Origin of the sequence: Rhodococcus sp. 077-4 (assembly GCF_047782425.1) — a bacterium.
Lineage (GTDB): Bacteria > Actinomycetota > Actinomycetes > Mycobacteriales > Mycobacteriaceae > Rhodococcoides.
Genome location: NZ_JAJPWC010000001.1, coordinates 900,569 through 916,993, shown reverse-complemented (window position 1 = coordinate 916,993; position 16,425 = coordinate 900,569). Strand labels below are relative to the sequence as shown.

Annotated in this window: 14 protein-coding genes; 8 read left to right on the top strand and 6 right to left on the bottom strand. The window is 61.6% G+C overall.

Annotated features, from left to right (window positions below):
* Nucleotides 1–108 precede the first annotated feature (108 nt).
* The 3 genes from ACNEOT_RS04455 (at nucleotide 109) to ACNEOT_RS04445 (ending at nucleotide 3,668) form a co-directional block, all read left to right on the top strand.
* On the top strand, nucleotides 109–1,332 hold the full coding sequence (locus ACNEOT_RS04455) for a CaiB/BaiF CoA transferase family protein (RefSeq protein ID WP_415972458.1): 1,224 nt from the start codon (nucleotides 109–111) through the stop codon (nucleotides 1,330–1,332).
* Nucleotide 1,333: 1 nt separating this feature from the next.
* A complete protein-coding gene (locus ACNEOT_RS04450) occupies nucleotides 1,334–2,215 on the top strand; it encodes a hydroxymethylglutaryl-CoA lyase (protein WP_415972456.1) in 882 nt (293 codons plus the stop codon).
* A 73-nt stretch (nucleotides 2,216–2,288) separates the two neighbouring features.
* Nucleotides 2,289–3,668 carry an SLC13 family permease gene (locus ACNEOT_RS04445; protein WP_415972455.1) on the top strand — a complete coding sequence of 460 codons (1,380 nt, stop codon included), beginning with the start codon at nucleotides 2,289–2,291 and terminating at the stop codon, nucleotides 3,666–3,668.
* 34 nt (nucleotides 3,669–3,702) lie between these two features.
* Here the strand turns inward: ACNEOT_RS04445 and ACNEOT_RS04440 are convergent, their stop codons facing one another.
* Nucleotides 3,703–4,215, bottom strand: coding sequence for an Lrp/AsnC family transcriptional regulator (locus ACNEOT_RS04440; RefSeq protein WP_415972453.1), 513 nt, complete (start codon nucleotides 4,213–4,215; stop codon nucleotides 3,703–3,705).
* A 181-nt stretch (nucleotides 4,216–4,396) separates the two neighbouring features.
* Here ACNEOT_RS04440 and hppD point away from each other — a divergent pair, with 181 nt between their 5' ends.
* Nucleotides 4,397–5,602 (top strand): 4-hydroxyphenylpyruvate dioxygenase, encoded by a 1,206-nt coding sequence (gene hppD / locus ACNEOT_RS04435; RefSeq protein WP_415972451.1) that lies wholly within the window; start codon nucleotides 4,397–4,399, stop codon nucleotides 5,600–5,602.
* Between the two features lie 91 nt (nucleotides 5,603–5,693).
* On the opposite strand, the gene ACNEOT_RS04430 is transcribed toward hppD, so the two are convergent.
* The 4 genes from ACNEOT_RS04430 to ACNEOT_RS04415 all read right to left on the bottom strand — a co-directional run bounded on the left by ACNEOT_RS04430 (nucleotide 5,694) and on the right by ACNEOT_RS04415 (nucleotide 11,670).
* A complete protein-coding gene (locus ACNEOT_RS04430; protein WP_415972449.1) occupies nucleotides 5,694–6,914 on the bottom strand; it encodes an amidohydrolase family protein in 1,221 nt (406 codons plus the stop codon).
* A 107-nt stretch (nucleotides 6,915–7,021) separates the two neighbouring features.
* On the bottom strand, nucleotides 7,022–8,515 hold the full coding sequence (locus ACNEOT_RS04425; protein ID WP_415972447.1) for a peptide MFS transporter: 1,494 nt from the start codon (nucleotides 8,513–8,515) through the stop codon (nucleotides 7,022–7,024).
* 113 nt (nucleotides 8,516–8,628) lie between these two features.
* Complete coding sequence (locus ACNEOT_RS04420; RefSeq protein WP_415972446.1) at nucleotides 8,629–10,647, bottom strand: CocE/NonD family hydrolase; 2,019 nt, start codon at nucleotides 10,645–10,647, stop codon at nucleotides 8,629–8,631.
* A 462-nt stretch (nucleotides 10,648–11,109) separates the two neighbouring features.
* Nucleotides 11,110–11,670 (bottom strand): TetR/AcrR family transcriptional regulator, encoded by a 561-nt coding sequence (locus tag ACNEOT_RS04415; RefSeq protein WP_415972445.1) that lies wholly within the window; start codon nucleotides 11,668–11,670, stop codon nucleotides 11,110–11,112.
* A gap of 193 nt (nucleotides 11,671–11,863) precedes the next feature.
* Between ACNEOT_RS04415 and ACNEOT_RS04410 the strand changes: the two genes are divergently transcribed.
* The 4 genes from ACNEOT_RS04410 (at nucleotide 11,864) to ACNEOT_RS04395 (ending at nucleotide 15,818) form a co-directional block, all read left to right on the top strand.
* On the top strand, nucleotides 11,864–12,442 hold the full coding sequence (locus ACNEOT_RS04410) for a 3,4-dihydroxy-2-butanone-4-phosphate synthase (RefSeq protein ID WP_415972443.1): 579 nt from the start codon (nucleotides 11,864–11,866) through the stop codon (nucleotides 12,440–12,442).
* A gap of 49 nt (nucleotides 12,443–12,491) precedes the next feature.
* On the top strand, nucleotides 12,492–12,998 hold the full coding sequence (locus ACNEOT_RS04405; RefSeq protein ID WP_415972442.1) for a flavin reductase family protein: 507 nt from the start codon (nucleotides 12,492–12,494) through the stop codon (nucleotides 12,996–12,998).
* 101 nt (nucleotides 12,999–13,099) lie between these two features.
* A complete protein-coding gene (locus ACNEOT_RS04400) occupies nucleotides 13,100–14,470 on the top strand; it encodes an LLM class flavin-dependent oxidoreductase (RefSeq protein ID WP_415972440.1) in 1,371 nt (456 codons plus the stop codon).
* Between the two features lie 274 nt (nucleotides 14,471–14,744).
* Entirely contained in the window at nucleotides 14,745–15,818 is a 1,074-nt protein-coding gene (locus ACNEOT_RS04395) for a Glu/Leu/Phe/Val dehydrogenase dimerization domain-containing protein (protein WP_415972438.1), read from the top strand.
* Nucleotides 15,819–15,896: 78 nt separating this feature from the next.
* Here the strand turns inward: ACNEOT_RS04395 and ACNEOT_RS04390 are convergent, their stop codons facing one another.
* Nucleotides 15,897–16,376, bottom strand: a complete 480-nt coding sequence (locus tag ACNEOT_RS04390; RefSeq protein ID WP_415973648.1) for an Lrp/AsnC family transcriptional regulator — start codon at nucleotides 16,374–16,376, stop codon at nucleotides 15,897–15,899.
* Between the last annotated feature and the right edge of the window lie 49 nt (nucleotides 16,377–16,425).

The following is a 16,425-nucleotide window of genomic DNA, read 5'->3' as shown; positions in this document are numbered from 1 at the left end:
GATCCAGCACACTATGGTCATTCCTATCAGGAGATAATGCAGTTATCAAATAATGATAATCGCAATCTTCACTCGGACCTACTACCCAACTGCAGGGAGTGACCACCGGTGTCCACCACCATCGAGAACGGCCCATTGCACGGAATCCGTGTGATCGAGCTGGGCAACTTCATCGCCGCACCATTCGCCAGTCGCCTCTTCGCCGACTTCGGTGCCGAGGTCATCAAGATCGAACGCCCCGGCGTCGGCGACGAACTCCGCGGCTGGCGTCGAAGCCGCGGAGACACCTCCATGATGTTTCGGACCATTGCCCGCAACAAGCATTCGGTGACCCTCGACCTTCGGACCGACGACGGCCGCGATCTGGCGTTGCGACTGATCGAAACTGCCGACGTCGTCGTCGAGAACTTCCGACCCGGCACACTCGAGCGGTGGGGACTCGGACCCGAGCGCCTACAAGTAGTCAATCCCGACGTCGTCCTGGTACGGATCTCGGGCTACGGCCAAACCGGGCCGCATCGCGATCGCGCCGGATTCGGCGGTGTCGCAGAGGCTTTCGGCGGACTTCGGCACGTCACCGGACACGCAGATCGCGAACCGGTGCGCCCGGCAGCACCCATCGGCGATGTCCTGGCCGGACTCCACGGCGCTGTCGGTGCCCTGGTGATGCTGCTCGCTCGCGAACGCAGCGGAGATCATTCTCGACCCAAGGTTGCCGACGTCGCACTCTACGAGGCAGTGTTCATGGCCATGGAATCGCTGGTCCCGGACTTCGACGCATACGGCACAGTTCGCCAGCGCACTGCGGGCAATCTCCCCGGCGTCGTCCCCAGCGGGATCTATCCGTCCCGGGACGGGAGCGTCATGATCGCCGGCAACTCGAGCAGCGTGTTCGGACGGCTCATGACGGCGGTGGGCAGAGCAGACCTGGCCGCGGACCCCGACTTGGCCGACGGCGACAAGAGATTCCAGCGCGAGGCCGAGCTCGACGGAGCGATATCCACGTGGACCTCGGCGCGCCCTACATCGGTGGTCGTCGACGAGCTCGGTGCCGCAGGCGTTCCCGTCGGAGAAGTATTCGACGCGGGCCAGATCGCCGAGGACGAGCACTTCGTCGCCCGCGGCATGGTGCAGCCTCTGAAAGTCTCGGTGGAACAAGGCAGCACCGAGGAAGTGCGCTTTCCCGGAGTGGTTCCGCGTTTCGGAGATACCGCCACGGCCGTCAGGTGGGCGGGCCCGGATCTGGGCGAGCACACGGACGATGTCCTCGGCCGTACGCTCGGTCTCACCGAAGAGCAGCTCGACGATCTGCGCGCCAGGAAGGTGATCTGAGATGCCTCGCGTCCACATCACCGACGTCTATCTCCGCGACGGTTTGCAGGACGAGAAGTGCATCGTCCCCACCGCGGACAAGCTGGCGGTGCTCGACGCCACCCTCGCGTCGGGCATCACATCCCTCGAGATCGCGTCGTTCGTCTCTGCCACCCGAGTGCCGCAGATGGCCGATGCCGAGGAGGTCATCTCGCGCGCACCCCGCCGAAACGGAACCCGTTACAGTGCATTGACTTTGAACAGTCGTGGAGTCCACCGGGCTGCCGAGACGGACATCGATGTGATCCAGATCGTCACGTCCGCCAGCGAGGGCCACAGCCGCGCCAACGCCGGCCGCTCGCCCGACGATGCCTTGCGCGATCTCGGTTCCGCGGTCGCGCTGCACCCGGACCGCAGGTTCATCGGCGGAGTCAGCACCGCCTTCGTGTGCCCGTTCGATGGCGTCATCACGTCCGAGCGGCTGGTCGAGGTGTGTGAACGCATGGCCGACACCGGTGTATCGAGCCTCGGCCTGGCCGACACGCTGGGGATCGCCACCACCGATCAGGTACTGACCGGTGTCGAGGCTGTCCGAACGGCGTTGCCCGAGTTGACAATCAGCCTGCACCTGCACAACGCTCACGATCAGGCCCTCGAAACAGCGGTACGTGCAGTGCTCGACCTCGAGATCGGATACTTCGACAGCGCACTCGCCGGGTACGGAGGTTGCCCCTTCGCCCCGGGCGCACACGGAAACCTGGCCACCGAGCAGCTCGTGGACACGTTCCATCGCGCCGGAATCGACACCGGTATCGACACTGCAGCTCTGGCCGCCGCCGCCGATCTCGCTCGTGCAGTGGTCGATCGCGCTCTTCCCCTCCCCACACCCGCTTCCGCACTGTGATCAGGCGGGCTCCGGCCCGCGCATCGCCGCTTCCGCTGCGGCACAACCTCATCCTCCGTCCGAAAGGCCAGCCATGGTCTACGCAATCTCGATCGTCGCCCTCATCGCCATCTTCACGGTCGCGACGATCACTCCCATCAACATGGGCCTACTCGCCTTCGCCGGCGCTTTCCTCATCGGCGGCGCCATTTCCGGCATACCCATCGACGACATCATCGACGCATTCCCCGGAAGTACTTTCATCATCGTCGGCGGCATCACCTTGCTGTTCGCCATCGCCAAAGCCAACGGAACCATCGACGTCGTCATCGATCGATCCCTCCGACTGGTCGGCGGTCGACGCTGGGCCATCCTGTGGATGATGTTCCTGCTGTCCGGTCTGCTGATGGCCCTCGGATCCGTTCTCGCCGTCGGGATGCTGGCACCGATCGCGATGCCTTTGGCCAAGCGCAACAACATCAGCCCCTTCCTGATGGGCATGGTCGTGAGCCATGGCGCTCTTGCGTGCTGCTTCTCCCCGATCAACCTCTACGGCGCTTTCGTCAACGGCTTGATGGACTCCACCGGTGTGGGCTCACATCCGCTGGCCCTGTTCCTCATCCCGTTCGTGCTCAATACCCTCATCGCCCTCGTGCTCTTCCTCGTTCTCGGCCGCGACCTCATCAAAGACCGGACGCGTGCGTTCGATGTCCAGGATCTGCGCGACCAGGAGGGCGGACTGCCGGTGCCGTCCGGACCGCGTCCGGGCCACACCGGGTTGCCCGAGGGCAGCGGCGGCGGCACCGCAGTAAAAGTCGAAGCCGATCCGATCGAAGCCGCCTCCGTCACAACGGTTCCCGATCAAGCCGTTCCCCTGACTCGAGTGCGCGTACTCACGCTGCTCGGCATCGCTGCCCTGGTTCTGTTGTCCGTGACCTTGGGTGTCGACATCGGAGTCAGCGCAATCTGCGTCTCGGTAGTGTTGTTGCTGCTGGCTCCGAAGACTCACCCCAAGGTGGTCGACAACATCGCCTGGCCTGCAGTGGTTCTGGTCTGTGGCGTCCAGACCTACATGACGGTCATGACCCAGAACGGCACGCTGGGATTCCTCGGCGACGCCGCTTCGGCCCTGGGATCACCGCTGCTGACGGCACTGATCCTGTGCTACGCGGTGGCCATCATCTCGGCGTTCGGATCGTCGATCGGCACCATCGGCATCGCTCTCCCCCTCGCTGCACCGATGCTCGCCGCCGGCGAGCTGGGCGCCATCGGATTCGTTGCCGCCATCGCTTTCTCGGCGACGGTGGTCGACGTCAGCCCGTTCTCCACCAACGGCGTGATGGTCCTGGCCGAGGCACGAGTGGACGACAAGGCCCGATTCCAGCGAAAGATGCTGGGGTACTGCGGCCTCGTCGTTCTCTTCGCCCCGCCGACGGTCTGGCTACTGACGGTGGTCGCACCATCGGTCGTCTGACTCGACGGAACCGATACGCCCCTGCCTGCCGCCCTCACTCACGCGAGGGTCGGTAGGCAGGGGCTTTCGGCGTTCTGTCGGTCTCTGCGGTATTCAGCAACGGCATCGTTCGGAACTCGACCAGTTCCGACAGCACCACCACACTCGTCGACCGCGCGATCGTACGAGACTGGTTGAGCACGATCAGAGTTCGCTGCAGATCGTCGTGCGAGGCCGCCGCGACCCGGCACAGCACATCACCTGCACCGGTCGTAGCAAAGGCTTCCAGGACGCCCGGGATCTGCTCCAGAACCGCGACGACATCGCCCAGCGCACCTTGCGCGATCTCCAGCGTGACGAATGCCTGAACCCCGTAACCTGCTGCAGCCAAACCGATTCGCGGGCGATAGCCGGTGATGACACCGCTGTCTTCGAGTCGCTGCAACCGTGCCGTCACCGTTGCCCGCGCCACACCCAGCGTCCGTGACAGCTCGAGCACACCGATTCTCGAATTATCCTGCAGCGCAGCGAGTATTGCGCGGTCGAGCTTGTCGAGCGTGGGTTCCATCGTGCACCTCGGCAGTGTTCGTGTTTTGTAGGCATATCGTATAGCAATACCGATCATTGTCTGCGCTATCTGTACAGCTGAGACAGTAGAAGCGGGGTCGATTGACGGCGTAACTGGCAGATGTTTTGCTCGACGGAACAACTGGTCGACACCACACCACCTCGGCAATCTGGGAGATTCAATGAGCCTCGACAACATCCTCAACGACGACGAACGGCTGGCCGATCTCGACGCCGAGCAATTGCGTCAGCTCGTCGGTCTGGTCGAGTACGACGACAAGCGGGACCCTTTTCCGGTCAGTGGGTGGGACGCCATCGTGTGGGTCGTGGGCAACGCGACGCAGACCACCCACTTCTTCCAGTCCGCTTTCGGCATGGAATTGGTGGCCTACTCCGGTCCGACGACCGGCCAACGCGACCACCACGCGTACGTACTCAAGTCGGGCGCAGTGCGATTCGTCATCAAGGGAGCTGTCGACCCCGACAGCGACCTCGTTGCACACCACACGCGCCACGGTGACGGCGTCATCGACATCTCGCTGGCCGTCCCCGATGTGGATCGATGCATCGAGCATGCACGGGCGCAGGGCGCGAGCGTGCTGCAAGAACCCACCGATGTCACCGACGAGCACGGCACGGTGCGGCTTGCGACCATCGCCACCTACGGCGACACCCGCCACACCTTGGTCGACCGATCCCGATACACCGGTGCCTACCTTCCCGGTTACGTGCCGCGTACATCGACGTTGCAGCGACCGGAAGGCGCCCCCAAGCGCATCTTTCAGGCCCTCGATCACGTGGTGGGCAACGTCGAGCTCGGCAAGATGGACGAGTGGGTGGACTTTTACCACCGCGTCATGGGCTTCACCAACATGGCCGAATTCGTCGGAGCCGACATCGCAACCGACTATTCGGCTCTGATGAGCAAGGTTGTCTCCAACGGCAACCACCGGGTGAAATTCCCGCTCAACGAGCCGGCCGTCGCCAAGAAGCGCTCGCAGATCGACGAGTACCTCGACTTCTATCGAGGCCCTGGAGCACAGCATCTGGCACTCGCGACCAACGACATCCTGTCCTCGGTCGATGCCCTGCGCGCAGCGGGCGTCGAATTCCTTGCCACCCCCGATTCTTACTACGAGGACCCGCAACTGCGGGCTCGCATCGGCAATGTCCGGGTACCGATCGAGGAGCTGCAGCGGCGCGGAATTCTCGTCGACCGAGACGAGGACGGCTACCTCCTGCAGATCTTCACCAAACCACTGGTCGATCGCCCGACGGTGTTCTTCGAACTAATCGAACGCCACGGCTCACTCGGCTTCGGCATCGGCAATTTCAAAGCCTTGTTCGAGGCCATCGAACGCGAGCAGGACGCTCGCGGCAACTTCTGACTCCCGATCTGTTCGACGCCGCCCACTTTCAGCGTTCCGTGGGCGGCGTCGGGCGTCCCAGACCGCCTCGGTCCTCGTCGAAGGTCAGCGCCTACCTGACGACTTCACCACCCTTGATCACCACATCGATATTGTCGAAGATGTGGAAGTCGTCCACGGTGGCCACATTCCGAATCGCGACCATGTCGGCAAATCGACCGGGCTCGACAATGCCGACATCACCGGATCCGAGCGCATCGGCAGCATTTACGGTAGCGGACTGCAGTATTTCCATTCCGGTCATCCCTACATCCGAGAAATCTTTCATCTGTGCCGCGTTCTCTCCATGGGGGAAAATGATGGCATCCGTACCGTACGCAATCGGCAGCTTTCGTTCGACGGCCTCACGCAAGGCGTCCATGGAGAGGTCGACTGCGTCGTGCACCTTTCGCCGTACTTCCTCCGGAAAGCCGGACGAGGCTCCTTGATCGTCGACCCAATGAATGAGGTACGTGGTGGGAACGTAAATCGTCCCGGCTTCTTTCATGGCATCGAAAATCTCACTGCCCGATATGTACGATCCGTGGTCGAGAGTTCGTACGCCTGCCCGCACAGCGCGAAGCGCCCCCTCTGTACCGTGGGCATGCGCCGCCACAGTCTTGCCGTAGTGCCGCGCCTCTTCGACGGCCGCATGAATTTCCGCCTCACTGAATTCGGGGGCACCCGGTGTGGTACCGGCGGCGAAACCAGCGCCGGTAGCAATGACCTTGATGAAATCGGCTCCCCCGTGGATCAAAGTACGAACAGCTTTTCGGACCTCGTCGACGGAGTCTGCCACTCCGATCCGAAAATCCCGAGGAAGTGGAATGTCGAGGGCAAGATCGGTGATTTCTCCACCTCCGGTAGACGAGGTGACATAGCCTCCAGCCGCATGAATTCGAGGTCCCGTTACGATTCCTCCATTGATCGCGTCACGGAGGTCGCAGTCGAGGAATGCACGAAACGTGCCCATGTCCCTTACGGTCGTAAAACCTGCTTCGAGTGTCGTTTTCGCGTTGCGAACCCCCTCGAACAGCGCCCATCCCGCGGATTTGGTCAAGTACGGCATGTAGCTTCCGTGATCGAGGTTGCCGATGAGATGGGTATGCAAATCAATCAGACCCGGACAAACCAGGTAATCGCTCAAATCGACGACATCACTGGTAGAAGTCTGCACCGCCCCCCAGGGCTTGACATCCACGATGCGGTCCCCGTCGACAATAACCGCTTGATCACGCAAGACCTCGCCGTGGCGAACGTCGGCAAGGTGGCCGGCTCTGACAACAGTGCTCATGATTAGTGCTCCTTGATTGGTATTTCGAGATGTACCGAAGTGGTGGGAAAGGACCGATCGACGATTCTCCGAGTCGTTTCTCGAGTAGAGGCCGAGGTCACACGCGGTTACTTGCTTTCCAGGGCCATCGCGCGGCAGATCGGACGTCGCAGCATGATCAACAGCAATGCAGCTCCCAATCCGAGGGCAGCGTTGGCCCAGAAGAACCCACCCGCCGAGTCTCCGGTATCAGCCGGGTAGTACTGAGCGATGACACCGGAAAGGGCGGCAGCTATGGAAAAGCTGAGGTAGTGGACGGACAGCAGTTGTGACTTGTAGGCGGGCGGGGCGAGCGCAGTCACGGTAGAGACACCCGATGGTGCCGCAACCAGATCGGCCGCGTAGAAGCAGAGCACCACGATCAGAACAACAAGTATCGGTGTGGTGCCCGTCGGGCTCATCGAGAAGGCACCGAGCAAGCCGTATCCGGCGCACATGATGAGCAGCCCTATCGCGTACTTTCCGACCACCGAAGGCTGGCGAGATCCCAGCCGTTTCCACAGCACGGACACCACGGGGAACAGCGCCAGCGTGAAGATGGGGCCGATAGCAATTGCAGTCGAAGGCGGGAGTTCCCAACCGAAAACCTGGCGGTTCGTGTGGACGTCGGCGTGCACGGAAATCGAGGTGTAGAGCTGCAGAAAGAACATTACGATCAGGATCGACGCACCGAAAATCGGGAGGTATCCGATGACGCGCTTCTTGTCCGCAGCGGTGACTTTTTTCGACTTCAATATCGAGATCAGGTAACAGAGCCCGACGGCCGAGGCCAACACTGCTACCACGCCTGCTGATTGCGAGACGTCCACGGCACCTGACGCGATGAGTGCAACTGCCGCAGCTACCAGAACACCGACGATGAGGACAGTTCGCACGATAATGCCTGTCGATGCCGGATTACTGGCAAGAAGTGCGTCGGGGGTCAGGGTTTGGGTCCTCCTGGTGGTCAGGTAGATGCCGAGTCCGACTGCCATTCCCACTGCAGCAGCACCGAATCCGGCATGGAATCCCCAATTCTTTTGCAGGAATGCTGTGGTTGTGGCACCGAACAGCGAGCCGAGGCTGATGCTGACGTAGTAGATGGTGAACCCGATTTCGCGGCGTGGGTCCTTGGCCTCGTAGAGGGTGCCGATGATGGTGCCGGTCGATGTCTTGATCGCACCACTGCCGACAGCGACGAATGCCAGACCCACTACGAGGCCCGAAATCCCTGGCAGCAGCGCCAGGCTGATGTGGCCGGCCAGAACGACTATCGCGCCGACCACCAGCGTCCGCTCGTTTCCGAGGACTCGGTCGGCGATCCAACCACCTGCGATCGTCGACAGATAGATGATGCCGCCGTAGCCGCCGACAATTGCTGTTGCCGCGTTCTGCGGCATTCCCAGACCGCCGTTGTCGGTGGTGAAGTAGATGTAGTAGACCAAAATGGTCAGCATCCCGAAATACGAGAATCGCTCCAGCACCTCGAAGACGCCGATTGTGTACAGCGCTCGTGGGTGAACCGAGGCAGGCCGACCCCACCTTCCGGTGGGCTGTGGAAACTGTTCATCTGTGGTTGACATGGCCATTTCGTGCAACTCCTAGAGGATTCGAGAGTCCATGAAGATCAGTGGGTGTTCACAACCGCGCGTTTCGGCGCGTAAGAACGAGAGGGTCGTTTCAGTGGGCGCTGCACTCAGCCATGGTCCCGCGGTATGACGTCGTGCCATTCCAAATCGCGCACCACCGTGTGATCCTGCTTGGCTGTCAGTGTCGCGTCGACGATGAAACTCTCACTGTTGCAGGAGATTTCGGTGCGTGTGGTGACCGATGTCGACCAGAGTCGGCGTTGCAGTGTTTCCTCGACCGTCATGATCGACACGGCGGACAACGGATCGCCATCGGTGATGTGGTCTTCCTGTGTCATTCTGAAGGTAAGTTGGGCACCGTCGGACATGAACGGCTGCGTCGCAATCTTCGACGTGCTTCGCCGTACCAGCTGGCCGGAGCCGAGATCATGCAGAATGGTCGTCGAATTCTCGTCGGTGTCCGCATTTGCTGCCCAACTTCCGCTGACTGTCTCGTGGGCGGGGGTCGAGGTGTAGAAATCCGACACCGGAGGGGTGCTTCCGGCGAGAAGTCGCGGCACCGACAGCGAAAGACGACTTCCCTCGACCAAGGTCAAGTGGGGCGTCTCGGGAGAAGGCCACATCCACGGCCAGTAGTTGGACGAGAGCGAGAGCCGCAGCCGGTGGCCTGCGGGCACCGTATATCCGGTGCCTTGGAAGACGATCTCGACCGGCACGTCTCGGTCGCACGGCAGTGGGGTGGGTCGTTCCTGTCCGTCCCGCATGGTCAGGTTCAGCATTCCGACGCTGATCAAACGCGAGGTGCCGTCGGGTAAGACATCGCACAGCCGTGCACTCAGTGTCGCAACCGTTGTTTTCGACGCTACGGTCAGCCCGACGGTGATCTGGCCGAGGATGTCGATCGCCTCTGTCAGAACAGGAGAATCGAACGTGGTGGATCGCCCGTCGTCGGCACGCTGATCCCTTGGAAGGTCTGTTGCTGCAGACTTGAACGGAGCAGAGACACCGCCATCGAGACCGATGAGGCTGTCACCGCTGATTACACAATCGGCGTCCAGAGTGACGGAGTCGGAGCGCAATCCGGTCGACGAGCCGGAGAACTCGAGAGCTCCGACCGCATTATCGGGCCAGCTCTTCAAACCCACCCATTTGCCTTCCTGGTGGCGAAAGGACGTCGACGGCGCGGCGGACTCTTCCACCCAGACGTGAAAGGAGGGCTCGTCCATGATTCCGTTGTCGTCGCCGCGAAGCCAGTGGTCGAACCACCGAATGGCTTCGGATACGAACTCCAACCGCGGTCCTATGCCGGCTTCCTGCGGCCAGGCATGTTCCCAGGGCCCGATCAGACCTTTTTTGGGTCCGCCGTAGTTCTTCATGAGGCTGAGCACGCCGTCGCGGTATCTGTCGTTCCATCCGCTGACCGCGTAGACGGCGCAGGTCATACTGTCGTAGCCGTAGCGAGCGGATCCATGGGTCCAGTACTCGTCTTTTCTCTGATGGCCTAGCCACTTCAGGACCGGTGGCTCGAACGCGTCGAGTCTCTGCTCCCAGCGCTCGAGCCATGCGTCTTCGCCGACGAATCGGGGGTCTGGCGGCAATGTGACGACGCCCGTGCACATTTGAGCCCATGCAAGGCCTTGATCGTGGACTGCGCCGCCGATTCGGTGGACGTCCTGTTCGAAGCGGTCGTCGGCGAACCCTGCCGCGATGACTGCTTTGAGCCCGGGCGGGTTTCTGGTGCCGAGTTGCAGGGCGTTGAAGCCGCTGTACGAGATGCCGATCATGCCCACCGATCCGTCCGACCAGGACTGGTTTCGTATCCACGCGACGAGCGCCTCAGCGTCATCGAGTTCTTCCGCGGAGTACTCGTCGGTGAAAAGACCCTTCGAGTTTCCGGTGCCCCTGATGTCGACGCGAAGTCCCACATAACCGGCGGCGGCGAGCGGCTGGTACCAGGAATTGTCCCGGTTCGCCCGGAGGTCGGTCAGCCGGTAGGGAAGGTGCTCGAAGATCGTCGGAGCCGGTGCCGTCAGGTCCGCGCGATACCACCGGCGGGCTGCGAGCCGCGCCCCCGTGAGAAGTTCGATCCACAAGTCCTCGACAGTGATCTGTGGCTGGGTGGTCATGCTGTCCTTTCTTGGCCTGAGAACGACGTCGTCGATGCCACGAGGCCGAGTGCCGACGTCAGGGCCGGTCCGTCGAATCGGCTTCACGCATCTAAAGAGCATGTAATGGTCATCGGGAGGACGCCGGCTGTGGCCGGACAGTCCAACTGCTGCTACTGCTGCACTTCTGTGGGCGAGCAGGTCACGACATGTTGAGCGAAGCGGTGACTTTCGACGCCCCGGTGGCGTACCTACTCACCCCCGCGAGCTCCCGTAGACGGGTTGCCCTCGAGCCGTCGAGTCCGGGTACCCACACGTGAAACTCCAACTGACACAGCTTAATTGGGTCACAAACACGACAACGATGTTTTCGTATCTTTTGTTACAAGAACTGAGCAGAGATTAACCGTCATCGGAGGATGTGTCAACAGTCACATAGGGGTGATATTCCGGTTACGTGCAAGAAACACGACGCGGTCCGAACTAGTAAAAGCCGTCCAAAAAGTCCTTCAATGCCCGCTCGATGCGATCCTCGTCGCCCGTACTCAGCAGATCGACCACGGCACCACTCAAGACCGCATTCAGCAAAGTCGACTTGGACACGGCATCGATTCGAGCGATGCCGGTTTCTTCGGCAATCCAGTCCGCGAAGTATTCGATCCAGAACCCGAGCAGGTCCGGCCTGCGCTCGGGTTCGACGTCGGTTTCCGCCGACATCATCGCTTCCATATTCAGTCGCGTGGAGACCAGATGACGGCGGTCGCTCAACCACCAGGCCCACACCTTGCCCATGCATCGTTTCAGGTCAGGATCGACGCGACGGGCCGAATCAAGAAAGGTCAACGTCACGTCTCTTGCTCGATCGAGGGCGGCCGCGACCAGCGCTTCTTTCGATCCGAACTGGTAAGACAGGGTATTGGTGCTCACGTTCATCTCCGACGCCAGACGCCTCAGAGTCAGGTTCGCCAGACCATGTTCGGCCAGGTACGCCATAGCTCGATCGAGTACGACTCGGCGGCGATCAGGATCCGGCGGTCGACCCATTGCTTGCTCCAGACCCTCGACAACTGTGCGGTCCCAATCTGCCACAGGCTCGTCACGGCCATTACGCCCAACTGCTTGACAGAGTGATGAGCACTACGTCACGCTGTCGATCAACGAGTTTTGGTAACAAGCGTTATACAATCCTCGCCTTACCTCCCGACCAGGTCGGCCTATGCGAGCCCGAGGGGCAGCCATGACACCACGTGCACAAACGCTTCATCGGTCGTCGACGTCCGACGTGGTCGATCAGTTGTCGAAGGGCCGGCCCGCGGTCTTCTTCGACGAAAACGGCGACGGAGTGCTCTTCTTCGCCGGCAGCCGCTCGACAGTCTCGTTGCTTCACTTCGCGATTCGTCATTCGACCGGGCTGATTCTCGCCCTGTTGCGCCACGACAGACTCGACCAACTGCGAATCCCGGACCAACCCGTTTTCGCCTCGGAACAGAGCGCGCTGAATTTCACCGTCGCCGTCGACGCGGCCACCGGCGTCACGACCGGAATCTCGGCTCATGATCGGGCGCTCACCCTCCGAACCCTGGCAGATCCGACATCGACGCCGGCTTCCGTCACCCGCCCGGGACACGTCCTGCCCGTGCGATGCGAGGGCACAAACCGAGATTCGGACTTCTCGAGAGCACTCGATCTGGTGGCGCGCGCGGACAGCCGCAGCCTCGCGGCAGGGGCCTGCCATCTGGTTGCCGACTCCGGCGAAACCTTGCGAGGCTCGTCTCTCTCGGCTTTTGCGCGCACCCACGACCTCGTTCTGTTGTGAGCAATGGCAGTACCTGCCCGTCGAATCTCTCGCAGCATGAAAGGTGCACATGACAACTCCGACCGCACGCTTGGATCCCACCGACAATCGCACCTTTCGGCGCGTTCTCGGAACACTTCCGACGGGGGTTGTCGCAGTCACCGCCAACGCCGTCGACAGCGGACCCGTCGGCATGGTGATCGGATCCTTCACCTCCATCTCCATCGACCCCCCACTGGTGGCATTCTCGCCATCCAAGACATCGACATCGTGGCCGAAGATCAACGGCTCCAGGCACTTTGCGGTGAGCGTCCTCAGTGAGAATCAGCATGCCGTGTGCGCAGCGATAGCATCGAAATCGCCCGACAAGTTGCGGCAGGTAGCCCCTCGCGACGGTGATCGTTCGAACGCGCCGCTCGTGGAAGATGCGCTGGCGTGGATCGAGTGCGAAGTAGGAGCCATCCACGAAGCTGGTGATCACTGGATTGTGGTGGCACGAGTTCTCGAATTCGATATCGGTCCGGCCGACAAACCACTGATCTTCTTCAAAGGAGAGTATTCGCAAATCTCGACATGACGTCCGCTCAAAAGAACGAAGGAATGACATCGCATCGGCGGTGACCTTCTTTCGATTGCTCGTGCAGCCACATTCCGAAGTACCGATGACAGGAAGAAACGATGACCGATAGTGACTCGCAGGACCGCAATATGATTCTGGGCGCGGTTCTGTCACCGACGAGTGTCCATGTCGCTGGCTGGCGGCACCCCGACGCAGTGTCCAACGCAGGCGCAGAATTCGAATTCTTCGCCGACAGTGCACACACCGCAGAGAAGGCACTGTTCGATTTCGTGTTCTTGGCCGATGAGCTCTGCGCCCCGACAGCGACACCGGACATGTTGTCTCTCGACCCGGTCATCTATCGGTACGAACCTCTCACGCTCGCGTCGGCCCTCGCCGTGGTCACCAAGCAGATTGGCATCGTGGTCACCCAGACGACCACGTACAACGAGCCGTACCACCTGGCTCGCAAACTGGCGTCCATCGACAACTTGAGCGGCGGTCGAGTGGGGTGGAATTTGGTCACATCGTACGTAGAAGCCGAGGCTCGCAACTTCGGAAGCGGCAAGCACGCCAGCTACCAAGATCGCTACGCTCGCGCCGCGGAGTTCTTCTCGGTGGCCAGCGGCCTGTGGGACAGCTGGGACGATGACGCATTCGTGCTCGACAAAGAGACAGGCACGTACTTCGATCCGTCCAAGATGCATCCTCTCGATCACGAGGGCGAGTACTTCAGTGTCGCAGGCCCTCTCAACATCAGGCGCACACCGCAGGGCCGTCCTGTCGCAGTTCAGGCCGGCGCCTCCGAGCCCGGTCTCGAGCTGGCCGCAAAGCTCGCCGAAGTCACGTTCACCGCACAACAGAATCTGGAATCGGCCCAGAGTTTCTACAGTGACATCAAACGCCGCGCAGCTCTCAACGGCCGTCCCGCAGATTCGTTGAAAGTCGTTGCAGGCCTGTGCCCCATACTGGGCGGCACCGAGGCCGAGGCTCAGGCGAACTACCGAGAACTACAGGGACTGATCCGGCCCGAAATCGGCCTCGCACGACTGTCGCAGCTGTTGGGATTCGATGTCTCGCAGATGCCGCTCGACGGGGGCCTTCCCGATCGCATTCCCGAAACCAACTCGTACCAGAGCCGACAGCGATTGATCGTCGAAATGGCCCGTCGCGAGAAGCTGTCACTTCGGGAGCTCTACCAGCGAGTGGTCACCTCCTACGGACACAGCACTGTGATCGGCACGCCGGAGATGCTCGCCGACCACATGCGTCAGTGGCGAGAGAAGAACGCCACCGACGGCTTCATGATCTGCCCTCCGGTCATGCCGAGCGGACTGCACGATTTTGCCGAGACAGTAGTTCCTGAGCTGCAGCGAACGGGACACTTCAGGACCGAGTACTCCGGCAGTACATTGCGGTCGCATCTCGGGCTGGCGCGTCCCGACCGCGGTCAGCCACTCCCTCGACGATCGGTTGACGCCGTCGGGTGACTGTCGATTGGTAGAACGCCACCGCGTGCACGGAATTGCGGCGACGCCGCAACCACTTTTCCAAGACACAACTGGATCCGCATGGGCGCGTTGGACAAGTGGCCGCCGGGGGTCCGCGTCTTCTGTCATTCGTCTCCAATTGTGAAACTGCAGAGACATTTTCGGCGAGGACTGGTCACACTATGAAGACGCACCCTCCGTCGCCGCGGGCACGAACCGGGACTGCTCGGAGTTGTCTGCGTCCACCCATCCATCGAACATCAAGGGGTACATCATGAGTATCGACAGCGCACTGAACTGGGACGGGGAAATGACGGTCACCCGATTCGACCGGGAGACTGGTGCCCATTTCGTCATTCGACTCGATTCGACCCAACTCGGACCAGCGGCCGGAGGCACCAGAGCCGCACAGTACTCACAGCTGGCGGACGCCCTCACCGACGCCGGGAAATTGGCGGGGGCGATGACGTTGAAGATGGCAGTGAGCAACCTTCCGATGGGCGGGGGGAAATCCGTGATTGCGCTTCCCGCGCCGCGTCATTCGATCGATCCGAGCACGTGGGCACGTATCCTCCGAATCCACGCCGAGAACATCGACAAGTTGTCCGGCAAGTACTGGACCGGACCGGACGTCAACACCAATTCGGCCGACATGGACACTCTCAACGACACCACCGAGTTCGTGTTCGGACGGTCGCTCGAACGCGGCGGCGCGGGTTCGAGCGCGTTCACCACCGCCGTTGGCGTGTTCGAGGCCATGAAGGCGACCGTCGCGCACCGTGGGTTGGGGTCACTCGACGGTTTGACGGTCCTGGTCCAGGGCCTGGGCGCAGTTGGAGGATCACTGGCTTCCCTGGCCGCCGAAGCGGGTGCGCAACTCTTGGTGGCAGACACCGACACCGAGCGAGTAGCGCACGCTGTTGCGTTGGGCCACAAAGCGGTTGCCCTCGACGACGTTCTGTCCACCCCGTGTGATGTCTTCGCACCCTGCGCGATGGGCGGCGTCATCACCACCGACGTGGCGCGAACACTCGACTGTTCCGTCGTGGCCGGTGCCGCCAACAACGTCATCGCCGACGAGGCCGCTTCGGACATTCTGCACGGACGCGGAATTCTCTACGCACCCGACTTCGTGGCCAACGCCGGCGGTGCCATCCACCTCGTAGGGCGCGAGGTACTCGGTTGGTCCGAGTCGGTTGTCCACGAGCGAGCAGTTGCCATCGGCGACACTCTGAATCAGGTCTTCGAGATCTCCGACAACGACGGCGTCACCCCAGACGAGGCCGCCCGCACTCTCGCTGGACGGCGCGCCCGAGAGGCCTCGACAACGGCAGCGACGGCCTCGTAATCGATCTCGGATTCTGACGATCGACCATCGGCCCTCATCTGGCGCGAACGGTCACTGATGGCCGAGCGATCAGGCCGCTCATGCGACGGTCGGCGTCCCGTCCAATCCGCCTCGGTCTTCGTCGAAGATCAACCACGTGCGGGTTGCGCGAACACCGTCGAGCGATTGCAGACCCTCGAGCACCACTCGCCGCAAGCTCTCGTTGTCCGGCGTTCGGATGAGCACCAGGACATCGAAATCCCCGCCCAGCAAACTGAAATGATCGACAAATTCCATTGCGCGCAAACCATCGGCGACGGTGCGCCACGAATCCTGGCGGATCGACAGCGCGATGAACGCGGACGTACCCAGCCCGGACGCCGCGTGATCCACCTGCACCGTGAATCGTTCGATGATTCCCGATTCCTTCAGCCGGTCGACACGGTTGTAGGCATGTGCGCGCGAAATGTGCACGCGGTCCGCCAGCACCCGCATCGAGAGTCGACCGTCGACCTTGAGTTCCCGGAGAATTCGTCGATCGACGTCATCGAGCTCCACCTCACCGCGTACCTCCACCATTCGTCCACTCACACCCTTTCGATTCCGTCTACACAAAGACGTTTTTGCT